The 24,407-nt window shown below is 45.2% G+C and carries 15 protein-coding genes; 6 read left to right on the top strand and 9 right to left on the bottom strand.

Annotation, left to right across the window (positions count from 1 at the left end; genetic code table 11):
* Positions 1–584 precede the first annotated feature (584 nt).
* Together pta and ackA are read right to left on the bottom strand one after the other, a co-directional pair.
* Complete coding sequence (gene pta, locus ACN0TT_RS07880) at positions 585–2,723, bottom strand: phosphate acetyltransferase (protein ID WP_417761597.1); 2,139 nt, start codon at positions 2,721–2,723, stop codon at positions 585–587.
* A gap of 117 nt (positions 2,724–2,840) precedes the next feature.
* Positions 2,841–4,037, bottom strand: a complete 1,197-nt coding sequence (gene ackA, locus ACN0TT_RS07885; RefSeq protein ID WP_417761598.1) for an acetate kinase — start codon at positions 4,035–4,037, stop codon at positions 2,841–2,843.
* Positions 4,038–4,183: 146 nt separating this feature from the next.
* On the opposite strand from ackA, the gene yfbV reads away from it, so the two are divergent.
* The gene (yfbV, locus tag ACN0TT_RS07890) at positions 4,184–4,627 is read left to right on the top strand and encodes a terminus macrodomain insulation protein YfbV (protein WP_238895144.1); all 444 of its coding nucleotides are present in this window, start codon (positions 4,184–4,186) and stop codon (positions 4,625–4,627) included.
* Between the two features lie 3 nt (positions 4,628–4,630).
* On the opposite strand, the gene pflA is transcribed toward yfbV, so the two are convergent.
* Together pflA and pflB are read right to left on the bottom strand one after the other, a co-directional pair.
* Positions 4,631–5,371, bottom strand: a complete 741-nt coding sequence (gene pflA / locus ACN0TT_RS07895) for a pyruvate formate lyase 1-activating protein (RefSeq protein WP_417761599.1) — start codon at positions 5,369–5,371, stop codon at positions 4,631–4,633.
* 45 nt (positions 5,372–5,416) lie between these two features.
* Positions 5,417–7,699 carry a formate C-acetyltransferase gene (gene pflB / locus ACN0TT_RS07900; protein WP_417761600.1) on the bottom strand — a complete coding sequence of 761 codons (2,283 nt, stop codon included), beginning with the start codon at positions 7,697–7,699 and terminating at the stop codon, positions 5,417–5,419.
* Positions 7,700–8,692: 993 nt separating this feature from the next.
* Here pflB and focA point away from each other — a divergent pair.
* Positions 8,693–9,583, top strand: a complete 891-nt coding sequence (focA, locus tag ACN0TT_RS07905) for a formate transporter FocA (protein WP_417761601.1) — start codon at positions 8,693–8,695, stop codon at positions 9,581–9,583.
* A gap of 908 nt (positions 9,584–10,491) precedes the next feature.
* Here focA and ycaO read toward each other — a convergent pair.
* On the bottom strand, positions 10,492–12,255 hold the full coding sequence (ycaO, locus tag ACN0TT_RS07910; RefSeq protein ID WP_417761602.1) for a 30S ribosomal protein S12 methylthiotransferase accessory factor YcaO: 1,764 nt from the start codon (positions 12,253–12,255) through the stop codon (positions 10,492–10,494).
* Positions 12,256–12,459: 204 nt separating this feature from the next.
* Here ycaO and sohB point away from each other — a divergent pair, with 204 nt between their 5' ends.
* A complete protein-coding gene (gene sohB, locus ACN0TT_RS07915) occupies positions 12,460–13,470 on the top strand; it encodes a protease SohB (protein ID WP_417761603.1) in 1,011 nt (336 codons plus the stop codon).
* Between the two features lie 231 nt (positions 13,471–13,701).
* Here sohB and ACN0TT_RS07920 read toward each other — a convergent pair whose 3' ends face one another.
* On the bottom strand, positions 13,702–14,763 hold the full coding sequence (locus tag ACN0TT_RS07920) for a DUF3083 family protein (protein ID WP_417761604.1): 1,062 nt from the start codon (positions 14,761–14,763) through the stop codon (positions 13,702–13,704).
* A gap of 142 nt (positions 14,764–14,905) precedes the next feature.
* Between ACN0TT_RS07920 and ACN0TT_RS07925 the strand changes: the two genes are divergently transcribed.
* Positions 14,906–15,409 carry a GNAT family N-acetyltransferase gene (locus ACN0TT_RS07925; protein WP_417761605.1) on the top strand — a complete coding sequence of 168 codons (504 nt, stop codon included), beginning with the start codon at positions 14,906–14,908 and terminating at the stop codon, positions 15,407–15,409.
* A gap of 15 nt (positions 15,410–15,424) precedes the next feature.
* Here ACN0TT_RS07925 and ACN0TT_RS07930 read toward each other — a convergent pair whose 3' ends face one another.
* On the bottom strand, positions 15,425–16,024 hold the full coding sequence (locus ACN0TT_RS07930; RefSeq protein WP_417761606.1) for an arylesterase: 600 nt from the start codon (positions 16,022–16,024) through the stop codon (positions 15,425–15,427).
* 49 nt (positions 16,025–16,073) lie between these two features.
* Here ACN0TT_RS07930 and ACN0TT_RS07935 point away from each other — a divergent pair, with 49 nt between their 5' ends.
* Positions 16,074–16,775, top strand: coding sequence for an ABC transporter ATP-binding protein (locus ACN0TT_RS07935; RefSeq protein WP_417761633.1), 702 nt, complete (start codon positions 16,074–16,076; stop codon positions 16,773–16,775).
* The gene (locus ACN0TT_RS07940; RefSeq protein WP_417761607.1) at positions 16,775–19,231 is read left to right on the top strand and encodes an ABC transporter permease; all 2,457 of its coding nucleotides are present in this window, start codon (positions 16,775–16,777) and stop codon (positions 19,229–19,231) included. Before ACN0TT_RS07935 ends, ACN0TT_RS07940 begins: the two co-directional genes overlap by 1 nt.
* 258 nt (positions 19,232–19,489) lie before the next feature.
* Here ACN0TT_RS07940 and ACN0TT_RS07945 read toward each other — a convergent pair whose 3' ends face one another.
* Together ACN0TT_RS07945 and ACN0TT_RS07950 are read right to left on the bottom strand one after the other, a co-directional pair.
* A complete protein-coding gene (locus ACN0TT_RS07945) occupies positions 19,490–19,948 on the bottom strand; it encodes a hypothetical protein (protein WP_417761608.1) in 459 nt (152 codons plus the stop codon).
* Positions 19,949–20,028: 80 nt separating this feature from the next.
* Positions 20,029–24,342, bottom strand: a complete 4,314-nt coding sequence (locus tag ACN0TT_RS07950; RefSeq protein ID WP_417761609.1) for an EAL domain-containing protein — start codon at positions 24,340–24,342, stop codon at positions 20,029–20,031.
* Positions 24,343–24,407 lie beyond the last annotated feature (65 nt).

Below are 24,407 nucleotides of genomic sequence, written 5' to 3' on the forward strand. Positions count from 1 at the left end.
CTCGGTAAACCATTCCATACTTGTACGACGTTATGTGAGGAGATTCCGCGTTATTAAGCACCAATCGCTCAAAATAACGCCGACTACGTTTACATGACAGTTATTCACACTTTACCTTACTAGGGCAGTTTGATAACTTTGATGGTTATCCACATTTTCTGTGGACAACTTTGTTGAATACTCTAGCTGAAGTCGCTAACCGGCTGAATTTAATATTAAATAAATAGTGCTCAAAAAGTACCGTTAAAAATACACTTTAACGAAGTTAGGGGCTGTTTATCTTTAGTGTTTAATTTTTGTTCAAATTAAACGCGTTATGAACGAGGCGAGACCTGCGACGCTTAGTCAACTAAGCAAGCTGGGCGCAACAAAGTTCAGGAGGCGTTTAAATGAACCCTTCGGGCAGCGACAGCGCGCAATTTATTCAGCGTTAGGTACTGTTGGTGGAGAATAACTACACGGCACATTACCTGCCTTGCCTAAATCACGCGCTGCCTGCTGCAAAAACAATCAGCAAAGATAAACAGCCCCTAGCAAAAAACAAAGACACCCGCAGGTGCCTTTGTTCATTTGAGCATCACTTATTAGTTTTGTGAGGCTTGAATGGCGGTGAGTGCAATGGTGTAGACGATATCGTCGACCAAGGCACCACGTGACAGATCGTTGACTGGCTTACGCATGCCTTGCAGCATTGGGCCGATACTGATGAGATCTGCACTACGCTGTACAGCTTTATAAGTGGTATTACCGGTATTCAAATCTGGGAAGACGAATACAGTGGCTTTACCAGCAACTGGGCTGTTAGGTGCTTTTGAGCGAGCCACGTTTGGCATAACTGCCGCATCGTATTGCAATGGACCATCGATAACTAAATCAGGGCGTTTTTCTTTGGCAATGCGAGTAGCTTCGCGCACTTTATCTACATCTGACCCAGTACCTGAGTTACCCGTTGAATAACTGATCATCGCTACGCGAGGCTCAATACCGAATGCTTTGGCCGATTCAGCAGATTGAATCGCGATATCGGCTAATTGCTCGGCATCAGGGTCTGGATTGATGGCACAGTCGCCGTAAACTAATACTTGGTCTGGCATCAACATAAAGAAGATAGAAGACACTAAGCTGGAACCCGGTGCAGTCTTGATCAATTGCAACGGTGGGCGGATGGTATTGGCGGTGGTATGAACAGCACCAGATACAATGCCATCCACTTCGTCTTCAGCCAACATCATAGTGCCGAGCACCATGTTGTCTTCTAACTGCTCGCGGGCGACCACTTCAGTCATCCCTTTGTTGCGGCGTAGCTCAACCATCGGTGCGACATAGCGTTCACGTACTTCATCTGGGTCAACAATTTCAATGCCTTCGCCTAAGGTCACACCTTGTTGCGAAGCAATACGTTGAATTTCGTCTTTTTTACCTAACAATACGCAGTGAGCAATACCACGCTCGGCACAGATGGCCGCCGCTTTGATAGTACGTGGCTCATCACCCTCTGGCAGCACCACGCGTTTATTCGCTGCTCGTGCCAATTGAGTGAGTTTGTAACGGAATGCTGGCGGTGATAAGCGATTTTCCCGCACAGCATTTTCAGTCACACTTTCAATCCAGCTTTGGTCGATATGACCAGCGACATAGTCTTGTACCAGTTCGATACGGACGGCATCGTCTACTGGAACTTCGTGGTCAAAGCGTTGGATGTTGAGCGAGGTTTGCCAAGTGTTGCTGTCAATCAGGAACACTGGCACGCCAGTTTCAAAAGCTTGTTCGCACAGCTTCATGATTTCTGGCTCTGGCTCATAGCTACCCGTTAGCAGTAACGCGCCAATTTTTACACCGTTCATTGCAGCAAGACAGGCTGACACAATGACATCAGAACGATCACCAGATGTCACCAGCAGTGAATCCGTCTGCAAATGTGTCACCATATTTGGCAGTGAACGCGCACAGAAAGTCACTTTGCGTAGGCGGCGAGTGTGCATTTCACCAGCATTGATGATGCGCGCACTTAAGTGCTTGGCCAGATCTGACGCACGTGGTGACACCAAATCCAAGTTGTATGGGACGCTACCCAGAATGCGCAGTGGGCTTTTGCCGGGTAGCTGGAACATGCCTGCTGTATCGCTACGTTGCACTCTATCTGAGTCAAACACCTCTGATAGATCTGGGCGAGTACGTCCATCATCATCGACAGGTGCGCCAATCTTGTTGACGATAGCACCGATCAAACGACGGTTTTTAGCACCGCCCCAAGAGTTGAAGGCGATTTCTAAACGGTTCATCAAGCCGTTAGGCGTATCGTTGCCGGGCGTGGCGACGAAAATGACATCTGCGTCCAGCGCCTTGGCGATGGCATAGTTCACGTCATCAGCAAAGTGATGGCTGCGAGTGTGTACTAAGCCTTCAATAATCAGCGTTTCAGTATTGCTCGCCGTATCCGCCGCTCGCGCCACAATTTGTTCCATCAGAACGTCAGTTTGATCGGCACGGATCAATGACTCTGCATGAGACATATCGAAAGGTTCGAGGGGGTTAACGGTAGGGGATTTGCTGAGAATGGTGGTCGAACGTTCTGGACCTTTATCGCTAGGTCGCATTTGTGAGATGGGCTTGAAGAATTGCACTTTCACGCCATGGCGTTCGAGCGCGCGCACCATCCCAAGACTGATTGACGTAAGGCCAACGCCTGTGCCAATGGGGATCAACATTATATTACGGGACATATCAACCTCTTGTATGAGCTGCTTCCACTGTCAGCCCTTTGTGAATCTGTCGTTGATTGCGTCATTATACTGCCGCTAGCGCTCTTGTCGCCGCGGCAGTCGTCATGGTTTTAGTCATTACTGAATTAATCGTAGCGCGTCTTCAGCAATCACCCATTCTTCATTGGTTGGAATGACCATAGCAACGGTACTGTCGTCACTGGTAATAATACCTTCGTGGCCGAAACGGGCGTCGAGGTTACGTTGTTCGTCCACTTTAAAGTTGAAGATCTGCAGATGTTCTAGCACTTTCTGGCGCACGAGCGCAGAGTTTTCACCAATACCACCGGTGAATACCACTGCATCTAACTTGCCCAGTGGCACGGTGTAAGACGCAATGTATTTGGCTAAACGGTAGCAGAAGATTTCCAGCGCTAAGGTACAGCCTTTATGTCCTTCTGCATAGCCATCTTCAATACCGCGGCAATCATTAGTAAGTTCTGAGATACCTAACAAACCACTTTGTTTGTTGAGCATATTATTCACTTCATCAATGGTGTAGCCCAGTTGATGCACTAAGTGATAGATGATTGAAGGATCTAAATCACCACAGCGGGTGCCCATAACGAGGCCTTCAAGTGGGGTTAACCCCATTGAAGTATCGACGCTTTTACCGCCTTTAACAGCAGTAACTGATGCACCATTACCTAAATGGGCGCATATAATTGCAGTGTCTTCTACTGGTTTATTTAGCACTTTAGCTGCTTCACGGCTCACAAACAGGTGGCTAGTGCCATGCATACCATAACGACGGATGCTGTGTTCGCGATACAACTTATAAGGTAAGGCGTAGATGTAGGCATGCGCAGGCATGGTTTGATGGAAAGCGGTATCAAACACCGCCACTTGTGGCAGGTTAGGAAAAGATGCAATCGCCGCACGGATCCCAATAAGGTGTGCCGGATTGTGCAGTGGTGCCAGCGATGCACATTCTTCAATACCATCAATAACGCTATCATCAATGATGACTGAGCGAGTGAATTTCTCACCGCCATGGACGATACGGTGACCGACCGCCAGAATTTGTGCTGCCAGTTCAGGCAACGGGCCTAGAATCTCTTTAACGATAAATTCAACCGCTTCGCGGTGGGCAGTATAAGCGCCTAATGCCACCTCACGCTTTTCGCCGTTGTATTTCCATTTGATACGGGAATCTTCTAATCCGAAACACTCGGCCAAACCAGATACTTGTTCTTCCCCGGTGAGTGCATCCATCACGGCAAACTTCAATGATGAGCTGCCACAGTTCAAAACCAACACGAATTTATTTGACATCTTATTTAACCTTTTGCCGTAAACTGACCGATTCCAACCTTGCTATGGAATCTGTATTTGCACACTATTGACGCCGCGCGATATGGGCGCAAAGCACTATATGTGCTATGGTAAAAAGCAATAACTCTTTAAGCAGGTGAGCCCATTTGAGTCTTGATATAGTCAACACCCTAAGGGATGGTCAGCGTTATATGCGGACCTGGCCATTGGTGCCACAGCTTGGGTATTTTTTCCCCGAGTATCGCGTTATTCGCGCAACACAACTGGCTAAAAACCTGCTGCCCCTGCTAGCACTGATAGCCGGTGGTGGACAGTTGTTATTTCTGGGCTGGACGTATCTGCCGCAGGCACTGGCTACCACGCTATTTTTCATTAGTTTGCCCCTGCAAGGAGTGTTGTGGTTGGGGTGGCGGGCGCGCCATCCATTGCCGGTGTCACTACTCGGTTGGGGTAATGAACTGAACGCTAAGCTTGCTGGCCTAGGGATCAGTAGTCGTCCATTGGGCATGAATGCCTGTTATATGGACATCGCTTTGCTGCTCAAACTTGCCTTTGAACGCCTTGATAAACAGTTCTGGGAAGAACTTTAACGTCTAGAAGGTCGCTGTGATGCCGTGTGCAGCAAATACGGCTTGTATCTTTTCCATGGTTTCGCGGCTGGGAGGGCTTACACCGTCTAACTCGTATTTTTCGCCGAGCGCTTCCCATTTATGTTTGCCTAGTTCGTGGTAGGGCAGGAGTTCTACCTTTTCCACATTGCGCATTGGCTCCAGAAATGCTGCCAATTTTTCCGCAGAGGCTTCGTCTTCAGTATAACCACCAACGACCACATAACGAATCCACGTTTTCTGTCCACGTTTTGCTAAATACTCTGCAAACTGCAACGTACGGTGATTGCTAACTTTAGTCAGATCGATATGTTTAGCATCATCCATCTGTTTTATGTCGAGCATCACTAACGATGTGTTGTCTAGCAGTTCATCGATAATAGGGGTGTATTTGCGGACAAACCCGTTGGTATCGAGGCAGGTATGAAACCCTGCGTCCTGGCATGCTTTAAACCATGCTGCCACAAACTCTGCTTGCAGTACTGCTTCACCACCACTGGCGGTAACTCCGCCACCACTGGCTTCATAAAAAGAACGGTAGCTAAGGATTTGCTCCATCAGCTCAGCTACCGTGACCTCTTTACCGTCATCCAAATCCCAAGTGTCACGGTTGTGACAGTATTTACACCGCATCAGGCATCCTTGCATAAAGGCGATAAAACGAATACCTGGACCATCTACGGTGCCGAAAGACTCAATTGAGTGAATTCTACCTACTGTCATCAACTCTCCCAGATAAAGGCTGCAGCACTATCACTGCAGCCTTTCGGATTAAATGGATTTGGTGAAAGTACGGGTGATTACGTCCCGTTGTTGTTCTGGAGTCAGTGAGTTAAAGCGCACTGCATAACCAGACACACGGATAGTTAATTGTGGATATTTATCCGGATTAGCTACCGCATCTTCCAACATTTCACGGTTCATCACGTTCACGTTGAGGTGTTGACCGCCTTCATGGCCAGGTTTATGAGCAAAGTAGCCATCCATCAGTGCGGCCAAGTTACCACGGCGAGCACCATCGTCTTTACCCAGCGCATTTGGCACGATAGAGAAGGTGTACGAGATACCATCTTGAGCGTGTGCAAATGGCAGTTTAGCGACTGAGGTCAGAGATGCAATAGCACCTTTCTCGTCACGACCGTGCATTGGGTTAGCCCCCGGCGCAAATGGTGCGCCTGCGCGACGACCGTCAGGAGTGTTACCGGTTTTCTTACCATAAACCACGTTAGAGGTAATGGTCAGAATTGACTGCGTTGGAATCGCGTTACGGTACATTTTCTTATCGCGGATCTTGGACATAAAACGTTCAACCAAGTCACATGCGATATCGTCGACGCGAGCATCGTTATTCCCGAATTTTGGATAATCGCCTTCGATGTCGAAATCTACCGCAATACCGTCTGCATCACGTACAGGTTTCACTTTGGCATATTTGATGGCTGACAGTGAGTCGGCTGCGATGGACAAACCTGCGATACCACAAGCCATAGTACGGCGTACGTCACGGTCATGCAGTGCCATCAGTGCTGCTTCATAGCTGTATTTGTCGTGCATGAAGTGAATAACGTTCAACGCAGTGACGTATTGGTCAGCTAACCAGCCCATCATTTTATCAAGGCGAGTCATCACTTCATCGTAAGCTAATACGTCAGCAGTGATGGCACCCCATTTAGGACCAACTTGTTTTTTCAGTTTTTCGTCAACACCACCGTTGATTGTATACAACAGAGTTTTTGCCAAGTTGGCACGAGCACCGAAGAACTGCATCTGTTTACCAATGACCATTGGGCTAACGCAGCAGGCGATACCATAGTCGTCTGATTCGAAATCAGGACGCATTAAATCATCGTTTTCATACTGGATTGAGCTGGTGTCGATAGAGACTTTGGCACAGAATTTTTTGAAGGCTTCTGGTAAGGCTTCTGACCACAATACCGTGATGTTTGGTTCAGGGCTTGGGCCCATGTTGTACAAAGTGTGCAGGAAGCGGAAACTGTTTTTGCTGACCAATGTACGGCCATCGATACCCATACCGCCGATAGATTCCGTTGCCCAGATTGGGTCGCCGGAGAACAGTTCATCATATTCAGGAGTACGCAGGAAGCGCACCATACGCAGTTTCATGACGAAATGGTCAATCATCTCTTGCGCTTGTTCTTCAGTGATCACGCCGTTTTTCAGATCGCGTTCAATGTACGCATCGAGGAAAGTTGAAGTGCGGCCTAATGACATCGCTGCACCGTTTTGACTTTTCACTGCGGCGAGGTAACCAAAATAGGTCCATTGGATGGCTTCTTTGGCATTAGTGGCTGGGCCTGAAATATCTAAGCCGTATTTAGCCGCCATGTTTTTCATTTGGCCTAATGCACGGTGTTGTTCAGCAATTTCTTCACGTAACTGAATCACGGCTTGTAAATCTTCGCCGGCTTCCATTTGTGCTTGCAGTGAGCTGAACTGCGCGAATTTGTCTTTCATCAGGTAGTCGATACCGTACAACGCGATACGACGGTAATCACCGATGATACGGCCACGGCCATATGCGTCAGGCAAACCAGTTAATACACCTGATTTACGACATGCCAGAATTTCTGGTGTGTAAACATCGAATACACCTTGGTTGTGCGTTTTACGCAGCTCTGAATAGATGTAGTCGAGTTGTGGGTCTAATTGGCGATCATACGCTTTGCATGAGCCTTCAATCATGCGGATACCGCCGTTAGGCAACAGGGCGCGTTTCAGCGGAGCTTCTGTTTGCAAGCCTACGATGGTTTCTAAATCTTTCTGAATATAACCGGCGTCGTGAGAATCAATGGTAGAGACTTTGTCAGTGTCGAAGTCGACAGGAGCATGTGTGCTGTTTTCTAGCTTGATGCCTTCCATCACTTTGTCCCACAAAGTGGTAGTGGCAGCGGTAGGACCTGCTAAGAATGCTTCGTCACCCTCGTAAGGAGTGTAGTTTTTCTGGATAAAATCACGAACGTTGACTTCAGTTTTCCAGTCACCAGGAACAAACCCTTCCCATGCCTTTTGGAACAGATCAGTTGTTTCGGTCATCTTACTTCACCTTTTCGTTGATAAAGTGGGCGGGATTACTGGGCCTGACTGTTTGTACGGGCCGTTAACCCCTTGTTTAGCAGAAACCCCGGTACGCTTGATTAATGACACCGGGATGTAATTGCCGTTCAATCTGCATCATTATTTCGATTGTATGCCACGATAAACACTGCAATCGAAGAATTGGTAAGACCAATTGTCCATAAAGATATTAGCATAATCTTTTTATCTGCCACACCGAAACCAGCCTATTTATACTACTTATTGATAAAATTGTTACTGAGGTATCAATTTTGACAGCTATCAGAGCTAAGTCCGTTTAGTATTTCACCAGTTGACCGTGTTGGATGTAGTTAAATTACAACTAACATACTGTAGTAATTGCTAATTTAGGGAAATCCATCGTAAAATACGATAAATCCAAATCGATTATTAATGTCTTTACATTGACGCATCACCTATGTGAAGTGAATCGCGTAGTTCTCTGCATATTGGGTTAACACAGGGCAAGTGTGCTAACTCTTCGCTTTACTATCGGACAACCCATCGTAGTAAGGAATGTGGTTGAGAACTGTGATCTTAGTTTCGCAATCGCTAATATTATTGACTAACTTGGTTTTATTGGACTAAGGGTTAATTTTTATACGATTAAATAGATGGTTGCGTGGTGGGGTCGATGTGGTCTCTGATTTTTTAAATTTCTCTTGAGCGTGATCTACTGATGACGAGCAAGGAATAACGCATTGAGCAAGGCTAAAAACTGTAAAGGAATTGAGATCTGGCTAGCATCTTCTGGCGAGTTTATTGATTTTTTTTAGGTTCAAGCGCCAAATAGATCTTGACGGTGATGTAGTTTTGCAATTTCAGTGTGTAAATCAGATGTTTCTATATTTTTAACATTATTTTTCGTTAGGCATGCCGGTTTTTGTATTGGTGGTCATATTAAGTATGTGGCTGCCAGTGGCCGGCTGACGCTCTGAAGAGGTAGTAAAAATGAAACAGTTCTCTGAACATTTGCAAAACGCCATCAATAGTGGCGAAAGCAAAGTCAATAAAAACTCGCTGCACCGCATTGCGCAAGCTCTGTACGGCGGCTTTTTTATTGGGTTAGCTTTCGTCTTTTATGTGACGGTGACGACTGGGACCAAAGAAGCCCACTGGGGAATGATTCACCTCGTTGGTGGGTTGGTATTTAGTTTAGGTTTGATCTTGGTAGTGTTATTCGGCATGGAGCTGTTTACCAGTACTGTGCTAACTGCGGTTGCTTGTATTCATGGGCGTGTATCGTTATCTCGTACCTTAAAATGTTGGGTAGAAGTTTATGTGGGTAACGCTGTTGGCGCGCTGATCTTAGTTGCTTTGGTAACAGGAGCAGGCGTTAATTTAGTTGCTGGTGGCGAATGGGGTATCAATGTTATTGGTATTTCGCTACATAAACTGCATCACACTTGGAGCCAAGCGTTCTTCTTGGGTGTGCTATGTAACATCATGGTGTGTTTGGGCGTGTGGTTGGCTTACATTGCCAAAGATACTGGTACTAAAGCTATGCTGATCATTCTGCCGGTAGCGCTATTCGTTGCTACGGGTTTTGAACACAGCATCGCCAATATGTTCATGCTGCCGTTGGGCTTAGTATTTAAAGAAGTTATCCCAACTGATGTGCTATTGGCTCATGGTTATACTGCTGAAGTATTGGAGTCGCTGAATATCGGTCATGTGATTTCTGCCAACCTTATCCCAGTTACTCTGGGTAACATTGTTGGTGGTGCATTCTTTGTTGGACTTGGATTGTTAGGTACTGAAAAGCTTTCTGGTGCTCGCGATCCTAAAGAAGTGCCTGCTGCTGAATCTGCTCCAGTGAATACAGCTGTATCAGCTAAGTAAAACACTCGGTCACTAAAAAACCGGCGCTTTCGCCGGTTTTTTTGTTTGCCCAGCAAAGCTGGCAAACCCGTCCACTTGAAAGAAAGTGGAGTCACCCTGACTAAGGGGAAGACAATCCGAATGGCAAGGGCGTCATTGGCTAACGATGGGGTCTGAAGGAAGCCATAGGAAGTTAGATGTACACAACTAACCGTAACCTGTTTCGGCAGCATTGGTGGGTAAGCGTGCGAAATAGCGCAAAGCCCAATACTTAGTCAGGCCAATGCTGTGTTTGAGGGTGGGATATCTAACAGGGAGCCAGTGCAATAACTGGGGAAGCCTGACACCACATCCGGGCAAATGCCGGAAGCGTCCATCAAGAGGAGACTCAAGATGCACGTTGGTGCGAGGTGGCAGATGAATCCGTAGTAGTGAGTAAGGCACGGCCGTTGAAGCCGAGTAATGGTGTGGAGGAGAAAACCGAGCTGACCATCAGCACCGCGTTTGATGGGGCACTGACTAGCCAAAAGCTATCAGTGTTGCGAAGGGAGGAAGCATACTTTAAGTCTGTGATGAGCAGATGTTTTTTTTAGTGGTACACAAACCAATTCGCTATTGGGGTATTCCGAACTGGTACGCTGTGGAAGCTTCGTACTGAAACGAGAAACCGTACATGGGAGTAACTTAGTCTCACTGTAGTAAATTGCCATTGAGCTAGAAGGCTACAGAGCTGAGTGAAACAGACCGACATGAGAAGAAAACATCTTGCCCCCACGCAGCGCACAACCCGAGGAGACAGGGTATGTGTTCAGCAATTATGCTGAATGGAAGTATGTATGAGCCGTATACGAGGTCCGTACGTACGGTTCTGTAAGAGGGATGAGGCGGTAACGCCTCACCCTACTTGTTATGCCTACTTATTTGCGCCTTTATTTAGGCCAATTGTTGTGGGCTGCTTTTGCACGCTGCAACTTGTCATAAGCTGCAATTAAAGACTGATGCTTAGCAAAGCCTGTGATGCCATGCGTTAGCTGAAGATCATAACCATAGGCTTCTTGGTTAATGTGCGCTAATGCCGCATTCAAATGGGCTTCGGTAAACATACGTTTGAACTGTGGTAAATACTGCTCAAGCGCTAGTCCTTGCTCCTGTGCCTGCAGGATAGCAAGCACCGCGTGGTAGAACCGCAGGCGTGGTTGACGGTCTGCTGTAATGCCATAAGCATTAAAATCAATGGTCCATTGGGCCCAATCCAGCGCATCTTCTTGCTCGCCTAACGCTAATGCCAGCAAACAACGTAGTTCACCAATACGTAAGGTCGCCCAAGGGCTGCTATTGTCTACCGCGATACCAAGCAGCTGATCTAGCGGTTGGAATTCATCTACGTTCAGCGCGTCAACTTCTTCAAGAATGGTCGCCGCCAATTCGCTATCGGCTTCGCCGCTGAGCCACTTATCCATTAAACGTCGCAGTTCGGTGCCGCGGTTGTTATTGGCAAAGTGCAGGTCGTCCGCTGGGTAGATTTCTGAATAGCCAGGCACCAATACACGGCAAGCGTAGGTGGCTAAGTGTTCATAATCGGCGATGTAAACATCAGCACCTAGCTGGCGGAATTTTTCCAGCAAGAAGCTGAATTCTTCTTGGGTTGAACCTGAAAAATCCCAATCAGCAAATGGATATTCACTATCTTGCTTGAACAGATCCCAAGACACTAAACCTGATGAATCGATAAAGTGTGTTTCGATGTTGGTGTGATCGGCCACTTCGTCATTGTTAAATGATGGCGTTGGGAAGATATCGAGATCTTTCAGCCCCCGACCTTGCAATAACTCAGTTACCGTACGTTCGAGGGCAACACCGAAACGTGGGTGCGCACCGAATGACGCAAAGCAACCGCCGTTCACTGGGTTAAACAAGGTTACACAAATCACTGGATATTCGCCGCCGAGGGATGCATCGAAACAGGTGATAGGGAAACCTTCAGCTTCCAACTTAGCCACCGCTTCAACCACTTTTGGATAGCGGGCCAGAACCTCTGCCGGAATTTCAGGCAGTGAAATGCATTCAGCAATAATGCGGTTTTTTACATAACGTTCAAAACACTCTGACAGTGCTTGAGTACGGGCTTCTGTCTTAGTGTTACCGGCTGACATACCGTTACTCACGTACAAGTTGCCAACGATATTCATGGGAATATACACGTGCTGGCCATCTGACTGGCGTTCAAACGGCAGCGCACATACGCCGCGATTTTCATTTGACGACTGTACATCTACCAGTTGTGACATTGCGACATCTTGCTCAGGATCGTAATGCTCTTTCAGGTAATCATCCATTAATCCTGCTGGCCAACCATCAGTGATTGGAAACCACTTTTCATTGGGGTAATGCACAAATTCACTGTTGGCTAACTTATCGCCCATATAGAAATCGGCAAAAAAGTAGTTACATGCCAAACGTTCGAAGTATTCTCCCAAGGCACTGGCTAGTGCGGCATCTTTGGTCGCGCCTTTGCCGTTGGTAAAGCAGGCTGGGCATTGTTTGTCGCGAATATGCACTGACCATACGTTAGGTACAGGGTTCAACCAAGAGGCTTCTTCAATATCAAAGCCCAAGTTTTGCAAACGCTGTTGCATGGTGTTGATGGACACTTCGAGGGCTTCATCTTTGCCCGGAATAAATGTGCGAGTCATGAGGTTCCAATGTGTTAACCAGATCAAATTTCGCGGCATATTACCATAATTATTCGTGGGGATTCTCTATCGATTTGGACTGAGTTATGGCGATTTATTTTTTGCCAGCCGCTGGGTGGAGAAATAGTTTTTTGATTCAGCATAACAGTTGCTAGAATGGCCGACTATTGAACCCTCTTTGCCTAAAGTAACAGGATAAAAACATTGGAATTTTTATACGAATATGGGCTGTTTTTTGCCAAGGTGGCAACGGTGATTGTGGCTGTCGCCATCATCGCGGCGATTATCGTCAGTGCCACGGTTAAGCCTAAATCTGAAAAAGGTGAGTTACGTTTGTCTGATTTATCTGATGAACTCGCCTCATTAAAGCACCACTTAAATGCCGAACTATTGGATAAGAAAGCATTTAAGCAGTACGAAAAGGCGCAGAAAGCAGCCGACAAGCAGAAAGCTAAAACGGACACACCAAGTCAGCGTGTATTCGTGATGGATTTTAAAGGCGGTATTGAGGCGGCAGAAGTTGCTTCGTTACGCAAAGAGATTTCAGCCGTATTAGCAATTGCGACGCCAGAAGATGAAGTGATCGTTAATGTCGAAAGTGGCGGTGGTATGGTGCACGGATACGGCCTAGCGGCTAGCCAGTTGGTGCGCTTTCGTGAAGCGAATATTCCGCTAACAATCTGTGTTGACAAAGTGGCCGCCAGTGGTGGTTATATGATGGCTTGTGTCGCTAACAAAATTATTGCCGCACCGTTTGCGATTGTCGGTTCAATAGGTGTGGTCGCGCAATTGCCTAACTTTAATCGGTTGCTGCGTAAACACGATATCGATTATGAGCAACACACCGCTGGTCAATTTAAACGTACCATCACTATGTTTGGTGAGAATACCGAAGAAGGGCGTGAAAAGTTCCGTCAAGAGTTGGAACAAACACATCAACTGTTTAAAGGGTTTGTTAACCAATATCGTCCAGCATTGGAACTAGATAAAGTGGCGACAGGTGAACATTGGTTTGGCCAACAGGCACTTGATTTAGGACTGATTGATCAAGTTGGTACGAGCGATGACTTACTTATGCAGCTTGCAGGCGAACGTAAAGTCGTTAAAGTGCAGTACCAAATCAAGAAAAAGCTGGCCGCTAAGCTAGGGCATGGTGCCTCAGTATTGATGAACAGCTGCCTCGATAGCTTTATGTCGCGTAACCGTTCAGTTTAATGGCGTAATTAGTTCGCTAGAAAAGTCTGCACATTGCCTAGCGCCATTCGTTTAACAGCGAGTGGCGTTTTTATTGCTGAAGTGTGCAGAATATTTGTTGTAAGAACACGCACTGAGGCGACGTTCTTGGTAAAAAAATCGGCCCCAACAATGTTGAGACCGATGATAAAGCCTGCTCGGAATCGCTCAATAACCTAAAATGATAGGCATTAAGCGCTTTGCGGGAACAAACTAGAGCAAGTAGCTGATATGTTGGTAAAAACGCACGGTCAGTACTTGTTTTTTAGGTTCAAGTCCAATCGACTTAGCAAAGTCTTTCAACGCCGCTTCTACTTGGTTCATATAGCGGCAGTAACCGGGTTCAGCATAGTCGTGTTGTGTCGCGACTAAGATAAAATCTACCGCCTCTACCATATCGTCGCCATCCCAATAGGCTTGATACTGTGGCTCGTTGTTTTGTGGATCAAAGCCAATATGTTGGGTTTCTGCAGTTTTACCCAGTTTTTCAAACTTACTGTTACGCACCAGCGGTGTTAAGCCGTTACCGACCATGGCGACATGTTTAAGGTGGCGTTGATTTACCGCAGTAAGGAAATGATCTTCCAGATACTGATACAGCGCTTGTGTTGATTGTCCTTCCGCCTGCAAGCGTTGCTTTAACTGCCGTGATAGCGGTAAGGTGACTTTTACATGCGCTGTTGAGGTGTAGTCGGCTGGAAGCTCACATCCTCTTGATTTATAACGCATGTAGATATTACGTAATTTGTAGCCGTAGGTTTCGCTATTGCCTTTGGCTGCGGCAAACAGGTCGTAAGACATCTGCTGGTGGTCACGCACTTTGAACGGCTGTGACTGTTTTGGCAGCATCGCTATCAATTTGCTCATTACCATGCGCACATTGTTATGGAAGGCCGCAGCATTAGCGCGAATATCCTTTCCTGTGGCGAGGAACAAAAAGCGTAATTTACGTGCGCGGTAATTGTCTTCAGCAAACAGATGCTGCGCTTCATGATGTTCAGGATCATAAAAGAACAAAATCTGTTCGGCGGTTTGCAGTGTATAAGCTTCAGTGTGGAAGCGTACGACAGGCAATTTGTCGTTTGCGATAACATGCACGTTGAATAGTTTATGTGTATCTGTCAGTTTAAAAAATTGCTCGGCAATTTGTTGGTAGCACTGATTGATATCGGTGTAATTTGCCAATAGTTCGTCGGTCAATTTTAGATCCGCACTAATATATTGATTGGTACGCGTAGTCAGCGGTACATAAAGTTTTGACTGTGACATATTCACTCCAAGGGGGGGGCGGTTAAACTTTGCACATATTGTAGTCCTGTGTCTTATTCGAGAATATAGATTAGCGCATGATTTATGAGAGATATTTTTTCATGCATGATGGGTTTTAAATTAATTTTTCTAATGCTTGGAGCGTTGAGTGCAGATTTGTGAGACAGAAAGATTAGTCATTCGGGAGTTTGAATTGCGCGATGTATCAAGCTTGTATGCGCTTAATTCTTGTTCGGATATTATGCGTTTTATACCTGGTGAACCTTCGGCAAGTGAAACTGAGACTGAGAAAATCTTACGCGAAGTCATCCTGACGGATTATCGACAACATGGATTCGGCCGATGGGCGGTGGAGTTTAAGCCGACGGGTGAGGTGATAGGTTTCTGTGGCCCTAAATATTTACCAGCGTTCGACAAGGTTGAGCTCGGGTATCGTTACTTCAAACCTTATTGGGGGCAGGGCATCGGCTTTGAAGCGGCGTCGGCCGTCTTAGCAATAACGCCTAAGTATTGTGATTGCCAAGATGTCATCGCATTGATTGACCCTAATAATATTGGCTCTGCCAAACTCGCTCAAAAATTGCAGATGCATTTTATGGGGATGAGCGAGTTGCTAGGGCAACCAATGCAGATTTATCACAAGTGGCTCTAGTATTTTAATTCGCGCTTAATTGTTGCTGTTTATGTTGGCCTTTGCGGTTGTGTTGGCACCATTAAGTGCTTTTTCGATGTATGGCAGCATAAACTCAGTGATCTTAGGTTGAGCTTGTTTGTTGGGATGGATCCCATCTCGCTGCATAAGCTCAGGGTGAGGTGCGATTTCCTTCATAAAAAATGGAATTAACACCACTTCGCTATCTTGCGCGAGTGTTTGATAAACATCGACAAACGCCTTTTCATAGCGTGAGCCATAATTCGGCGGCACCATCACTTCGGAGAGCATCACTTGAGCGCCGGATTGCTTAGCCAACGTAATCATTTTTGTAAGATTGTTTTGTAGCTGTTGCGGTGGAAAGCCTCTTAACCCATCATTTCCACCAAGCTCAATTAACACGATGTCGGGTGCTGCAGAGTCAATTAGAGCAGGTAGTCGCCTAAGACCTCCAGCGGAGGTTTCGCCACTTACCGAGCCGTTGATTATTGTGTGTTCTGGAAGTGCTTTTCTAAGCCCTTCAACCCAGCCATCTTTTTCATTTAGGCCATAACTTGCCCCGAGGCTATCGCCCACAATCAACAATGTGGCAGCATGGCTTGAGACAGACACCATCACCAACCACAGTGGTAATAGCGCCACAGGACGAAAACATAAGGAAGCGATTTTGAACAACAGTGCCATAAAAGTTTCCCAACTGATTAAGACAGTAACAACACAGGAAGGTGAGTTGACTATCCTGAAAGGCATCAATATGGATGTCAAGCATGGTGAAAGCGTCGCCATTTTAGGCCCTTCCGGTTCAGGTAAGTCGACCTTACTTGGTTTGCTTGCCGCGTTAGATTCTCCGAGTTCCGGTGATATTAGCTTAGATGGCGTATCGCTGGTGGGGCTAGATGAAGAACAAAAGGCCGCATTAAGGAAGCAGAAAATCAGCTTTATTTTCCAATCATTCATGCTGGTTGATACCTTAACCGCCCTCGAAAATGTGATGTTGCCTGCGGAATTAGCAGGCGTGAAGCAAGCAAGAGCCAAAGCCGAGCAGATGCTTAAACGAGTTGGGTTAGCACACCGATTAGGACATCTACCTAAGCAGCTTTCTGGTGGTGAGCAGCAGCGCGTCGCTATTGCCCGCGCATTTATTTGTGAGCCCAAAGTGTTGTTTGCTGACGAACCCACCGGCAATTTGGATAAGCACAATGCTGACCGAGTCGCCGATATGCTTTTCACTATGAACCGTGAAAGTGCCACGACTTTAGTGCTGGTGACACATGATCTGCAGCTAGCCAAACGTTGTCAGCGACAACTAGAGATGACCGATGGCCAGTTATTTGAGTTAGCAGCGCGGGAGCAGGAGGTAAGCTGATGGAATGGCAATTAGCTTGGCGGCTGTTCAATCGCGAATTAAAGCAGGGACAGTTGCTACTGATTATTCTCGCGCTGACGTTAGCCGTGCTGTCGGTGACGGGCTTAGCTCGGGTGAGCGAGCGATTGCAGGTGGCGATTAATGGGCAAGCTGCCAAATTTATCGCCGCGGATCGCATCATTAATTCTCCCCAGCCGCTAGATGAAAAGATTTTGCTACACAGTGAGCAGCTAGGATTGCAGCTATCGCGCAGTTTGCAATTTAACTCGATGGTTTATGCTGGCGATGCCTTTCAACTCGTTACCGTTCGTGCAGTAGATGAACATTATCCGCTCAAAGGTAAGGTCGAACTCGCTGGACCCGAGGGCCAAGTGTTGCAACATGGACAACTTTGGTATGAGATCCGTCTGGCCGGGTTGTTAGATTCTCCCCAACAAGTGGAATTGGGCAATAGTAAGCTGACGATGGCGGCGGAGATTCTGCGATTGCCCGATGGTGGGTTTAACCTATTTGCATCGTCACCCGTGGTCATGATGCGCTTAGATGATGTTGCCGCCACTGGCGTGGTTCAGCCTGGCAGTCGAGTGACCTATTTGTATCAATTTGCGGGCGATGCCAACGCGTTGCAGCAGTTTGAAAATTACGCCAAACCGTTACTGACGAATTCGCAACGTTGGGTGGATGTGCAATCAGGCGATTCCCCCATTGCTTCAGCGGTTAAACGGGCGGAGCGCTTTCTACTACTAGCAAGTTTACTGGGGATTGCACTGGCGTGTGCCGCGATTGGCATTGCTGCGCAGCGCTACTGCCAACGCCACTACGATGTGGTGGCAATGCTAAAAACTTTTGGCGCGTCCGCCAAGCAGATACGCTCACTATTTGGTATGCATCTGTTGTTAGTAACCTGTGTTGGTGTCGTTTTAGGGCTGATAGGTGGCTTTTTGCTCGATATGGCAATTACCCCCGCGTTACCTGCCGAGATTGCAGCGTATGAAGCGCCGCTGTGGCGCCCTGTTTTATTAGGTATTGCCACTGGGTTTATCAGTGCATTGATGTTTTCGGCATTTCCGTTACTAAAGCTGCTGTCGATCCCGCCATTGCGGGTACTGCAACGTGAACTTGAAACGTCACGCTTTGCCAGTTGGTTACATCCTGTGTTGAGTTTGGCCGCTATGGCGGTGCTCGGCTGGTTATATTCGCGTTCGCTCACTCTCACATTAACCGTAGTTGCCAGTGTGGTGTTATTGGGCTTGCTGTTAGTGCTGATGGGATACTTGCTGATCCGCTTGGGGCGCTCGGTGGGTATGAAAACCACTAGCCCTGTGTCACTGGCATTGGCAGGGCTTCGTCGTCGCGCGCGGCAAAACGCCATTCAGTTAGTTGGCTTTTCAAGCGCGTTGGTATTGTTGTTGACTATTCTTGCGTTGCGGCAAGATCTCCTCAATGAGTGGCAAAAGCAGCTACCCGATGACGCCCCCAATTATTTCTTGATTAATATCGCCCCAGAGGAAGTGCAACCGCTGCAAGCGTTCATGGATAGTCATGCAATCTCGGCTACAGATATTTATCCGGTGATCCGTGGCCGATTAAGCGCGATCAACGATGAAGAAGTGATCACCCGTGAGCAGCAAGAGCAGGGGGAACGGGGGAGGTTGGGTATTTCGAGAGAACTTAATCTCACGTGGCGTGAAACATTGCCACCCAATAATGACATTCTGAAAGGGCATTTCAATCAACACGCTGATGAAGTATCGGTTGAGTCAGGAGTGGCTGAACGGTTAGGCATCTCGTTAGGTGACAAACTCACCTTCATCATTGATAACCAACAGGTTGACGTCAAAGTGGCTAGCATCCGTTCGGTTCAGTGGGAAACATTACAACCAAACTTCTTTATGATTTTTTCAAAAGAAGCGTTAGCACCGTTTATGTATACCTCTATGGCGAGTTTTCATTTGGCGCCGGAGCAGAAGTATGTCGTGCTGCAGTTGATTAAACAGTTCCCAACCGTGTCAATTATTGACGTTGGTGCCATGATGGAGCAATTACGTGGCATTGTTTCACAGGTGTCGCTGGCGCTGACATTAGTGCTCGTGATGGTGATCCTCGCCAGTGCGTTAGTGTTGATTGCCCAAACTGAAGCGGGGATGGCGAGTCGCCAAAAAGAGTTGGCTGTGCTTAGGACATTCGGCGCGTCTGGCGGTTTATTGCGCTGGGCGACTACGCTAGAATTTGCCATTTTGGGCGGGGTTGCTGGAGTATTGGCCGTAATAGTCGCTGAGTTTGCATTGTGGGTTCTGAAAACACAGATCTTTGAATTACAGGTATCGGCACACTATTTATGGTGGTGGCTAGCACCTATCAGCGGTGCTGCATTGGTGGCATGTCTCGGACTATGGCGCTGTGCTGGCTTACTACGCAAGTCATGTGGTGATTTATTGAAGCTTGAAGCCTCGTGAATTGCTGGCAGCTAATTCTATGCTGGGATGCCGTCTAGGCTCGGCAGCATTGTTCAACGAACCTAAGATGTCAAAAAGGGAGCGATAGCTCCCCTTTTTGTATTTCGTTAGCGCATTAATTAGAAACAAACTAATTCCACCAACCCTTAGCATTTACAACTTCTAGTTCGATCAGTCCCTGAGGCAACTCGACTTTCTTACGTTGTTGCTTGGTTAAACCGAACAGCTTTTTAATTCTATTAAACATAGGGTTAAACCTTAAGCGACTTGAACGTTAGCGTCTGCAGCTGGTTTGAACTTGATGTACCCCACGCCAGCAACGTCAATAGGTTTGAACTTGATGTAGCCCACGCCAGCAACGTCAATAGGTTTGAACTTGATGTAGCCCACGCCAGCAACATCAATAGGTTTAAATTTGATGTATCCGACACCGGCAACTTCGACTGGTTTAAACTTAATGTATGGCACGCCGGCAACTTCAAGTGGTTTAAACTTAATGTATGGCACGCCAGCAACTTCGACTGGTTTAAACTTGATATATGGCACCCCTGCAACCTCAACAGATTTTTGCGGAGCACTTACAGTTTCCTTTTGCAGATTATCGAGTTGCTGAATTTCAACACTGATATCAGTGGTTTCAATTTCAATACTTGGTGTCGCAGCAAGTGATGAAAAAGAGGTTAATAAAAAAGCGCTAACTAACAGTCCTTTATTCATAGCATTTTCTCTCTATTGGTATATGAAGAACTAGATTGGTTCTTCTCTGAATAGAGTAAAAGCACATGCTATGCCAACTTTTAAATCTTCTGATTTTTAGTTAGTGCTCCGTCCTTAGCCGCAGAGTTTGCTTTCTCTTGCAGATAATTGGTGAAATCTCTAACTGAAATGGCTTTGCTATAAATAAATCCTTGTATTTCCTCACAATTTAATGCTTTTAAAATACTAAGCTGTTCAGAGTGCTCAACACCCTCACCAACAACTCTCAGTCCCATGTTGTGAGCAATAGTGATGATAGAATCGACCATTTTAAGGTCACGATCGGATTTATCAATATCATCTACAAATGCTTTGTCTATCTTAAGTGTATGAATAGGAAAACGTTTTAGGTAAGAAAGAGATGAGTATCCGGTGCCGAAATCATCAAGTGCGAGACTGATGCCCATATTTGCCAGTTGATGCATGACTTTTATAGCTTTTTCTGGCTGGCTGATGACGGTACCTTCGGTAATTTCCAATTCTAAATTGCTGGCAGGTAATTTGGTAAGACGTAAAATTGACTCAATACGTGCTTGCAGGTCGGGTAAGGCAAATTGTCGCGACGATAAATTGACAGCAACGCGCCCGTTAAACAGCCCTTGCTCCCGCCAAGCCTGTGCGGCAAAACAGGCCTTTCGTAAGACGACATCACCCACTTCAACAATTAAGCCTGTTTCTTCCGCCAGCGGAATAAACTCAATTGGGGATATTAACCCATGAATGGGATGATTTAAGCGGACTAATGCTTCCATGCCAGCCAGTTCGCCTGAAGCCACATGGATCTTAGGCTGGAAATATACTTCCAGCAAATCGTCGCGTAGCGCTTCGCGAATGAGGCTCTCTACTTCTAGTTGTCTAAGAGCGTTGCGATTTAACGACTCTGAATAGAATTGATAGCGATTACCGCCAGCGGATTTTGCATGATACATCGCAATATCAGCCTTCCTGAGTAATGCTTGTTCGTTTTGTTCATCTTCCGGATAGAGCACAATACCAATACTGACGCCGACAACTAGGATTTCACCGGCTAATGAGAACGGCTCTCTAAAGGCTTCAATTACTTCATTGGCAATGATTGCGCTTGCTGCGATGTCTGAGCTCTTATCAATTAATAGCGCAAACTCATCACCACCCAAACGGTAGAGGGTAGTGTGTTTAGGGATAATGTTACTGAGGCGTTGGGCGACTAACTTCAATAACTGGTCGCCAATTTGATGGCCCAATGAATCATTAATTTTTTTGAAGTTATCAAGGTCCATCATCATCAAGGTATGATGAGTATCTTTCTTTACAAGATTTTCTAATGTCACTAGCAGGCTAGAGCGATTTGGCAATGCTGTGAGTAAGTCGGTATTCGTTAGGCGACGTAGTTCCGCTTCTTGTTTTTTACGTAATGAAATATCGGAAAATACGCCAACAAAATGAGTGAGTTCGCCGACTTCATCATAAATGGCATCGATGCTTAGCTCCATTAGAAATTCGGTGCCATCGCCTCTTACCGCCTCTATCTCGGTCATCCAGCGCCCCTGTTGTTGCAGCAAGATCATGATTTGGCGGTTGTATTCATCAGAGTATTTAGAAAAATATAGTGGTGTGGCAATAAGCTGTTCTTTGACACATTTTGTGATATCACAAGTTGCATCATTGACTTCGACAAAGTGGAAGCGGGTATCTAGGATAAAGACACCTTCAGAAATATTTTCGATTGCGCGCTCAAATAGTTTTAGCTGCTCTTCAGTCGATTTAAAACTATTGATGTTTTTGATCGTACCGGTCATACGCAGCGGCTTATCTTTATCATCTCTTTCGACAATTTTTGCACGATCGAGTATCCATAGCCACTCACCAGTATTACCTCTCACACGGTAAGTCGCTTCGAAGTGATTTGTCTCGCCATTAAAGTGCTTATCTAGGGCATCTTTTACACGGTCAATATCTTGTGGATGGATATTACTTTTCTTTCCAGATTGAGGGGCTCTCTGTCCATCTTGCGGGAACTCTAACGCCCCCCAGATATTGGAACGATATATTTTCCCTGACTCAATATCCCAGTCCCACATTTCATCGCCACTACCCCATAACGAGAGTTTAAGGCGCTCTTCACTTTGGGCTATTTGACGTTGTACCGCTCTTTTCCTTAAGTAGGCTCTAAATATAGCAATTATTACTAGAATAAGTATTAATGCGTAGAGTGCTTTGGCTTCGATGCTCATCCAGAACGGTGGGCGAATTTTAATACTATAATGTTCAATATCTCCCTTCTCTCCAGTTAATGGGTCTAGCGCATACAGTTGAAATTCGTAATCCCCTGGAGAAAGGTTTGTGTATGTTGCATTATCCATACCGTTACTGGATATCCAAATGTCGGATAAACCTTTCATTCGATAAAAATAATTCATTGTACTCTGACTTCTTCCAGGAGAACTGAAGAAGAAAGTGAACGGGTAATCAGTATAGTTAAGAGATAATTCTTTTTTTTGTAGTATAAATTCTAAACTGTATTTGGAATTTACTGGCGTGTTAAATAGAGAGTATGATGTTATTTTTGGAGTAGGTTTTTTCTTTGATGATATTTTTATAAGGAAGTTTTCTTTAGATAAAAGACTTATGCCATCAATTCCACCAAATAAAAAGTAACCGTCATAGTTTATAGCAGACTGAGAGTTGTACTCTTCTTGAGAACCAAAATTTTTACCTATAGGTAGTATGTTATTTTTATTGATTATTAGAGTCTCACCTACCGACGTAGCTACAAGTAAGTCATGATCTGCAGTTATAGAAAATATAGGTTTCCCTGTGGAGTAAACATCAGTTATATCGTTATTGTCTGTTAAGCTTGCTAATTTGTTACTAGTCCCAAAAACAATTCTATTTTTATATTCAGATAGTGAGAATACAAGGTCTGAATTATATATGTGCGATATGTTGCTTCCTGATAAAACATAAATTCCTGACTGACTTGCTACATATATATCTCCGTTTTTTCTTGGAAAGATGTCAAAGATAGGATCTTTCTTGCCGATTGAAAATCTCGCCACTATTTTTTTTTCGTTGTCATCTAATACTATGATGTCACCGTAAATAGTTCCTACATAAATAGTGTCATTAAATTTCCTTATAGATGAAGATGGGGCAGTCTGGAGTCTTTTTTCTAAAACAGGATGTGGCAATAATTTATTATTTTCACTTACTTTAAATATGTCGATCCCGTTAGTCGAACCTACATACAAATTTTTTTCGGTAAGTTCGATAGTCTTTGCACCACGCTTATGTGAATCAATAGACAATACTAGACGTGATAGATTCTTATTGTATATTTTTATGTTTTCACTTTGGTTTGCAATAGCCAGATATGTTTTATTTTTTCTTATCGACCAAACATTTTCATGATTTAATGGTATAGTTCTTATGATATTTCTGTCATTCCAAACCATTGAGAATCCATTATTATAGTTCGAAATGAACAAGCCGGATGTTAGTTTTTTAATAACATTTTTTTTAAAAAAACTGATTTTTGGTGTTTTTTCACTATATGAAGAATGATCATCCAAATTAATGTATTTTATATATTCACTTTGAAATGCTTCTATAACGTTATTGTCTAACCTAAACGCATTAACTTTTTTTTCATAACGGTTTATTAGTTCATTTTTTTCATTGTATATGGCATTGCTTTTTAAGTAGAAAATGTTTTTTTCATTTGAGTCAATATCAATTACATCAGAGCGAATCTTTTTATCATTCTTGTACAGGTTTCCACTGTAGTCTAGTACGTAATAATCATTTTCTAAACATTTTGCACTTTTTACATCTTCTATCTCTAAATTTTGTGTAGAAAGCTCATCTTTTATTAAAGTTATAACTTTCCCTTCTACGAAAATTTTAAGATTTTCTTTGTAGAGACTAATATTAATAACAGGTTCGTTAATTTCTGTTCGCTCGAATGATTCACGTTGCGCTTTGTAAATCTGAAGCCCTTTATCTGTACCTACATATAGCTGTTGCTTAGACTTATCAAAGTAGAGTGCTTTGATAAAAGAACTGTCTAGCCCTGAGCCGTCATTGACATAGAATTGTTTGAAGGACTTGCCATCAAATCGGTTAAGCCCGTTGATGGTCCCCACCCAGATGTAGCCCTCATCGTCTTCGGCGACAGAGGTCACAATGCTTTGAGATAGCCCTTCAGATACACCATAATTATCGACGTTAAGCATGACTGTTGGGTTCAGGTCATCAGCAGTGATTTCTGAGGTTGATGGTGCTACCTGATCAGTATCTTCATTATTGGCCCAAACGGCGGCCGAAAAGGTAAGTTGAATAAAAAATAACAACCCAAAAAAAGTCTTAATCGGCATAGTTCTTGTCTTTATGTTGTTGATGCCAAGTCAGTAATTGTTCACTGTTTCAGAAAGTAATCAGT

Source organism: Shewanella sp. (assembly GCF_048265805.1).
In the GTDB taxonomy this organism is placed as follows: Bacteria; Pseudomonadota; Gammaproteobacteria; order Enterobacterales; family Shewanellaceae; genus Shewanella.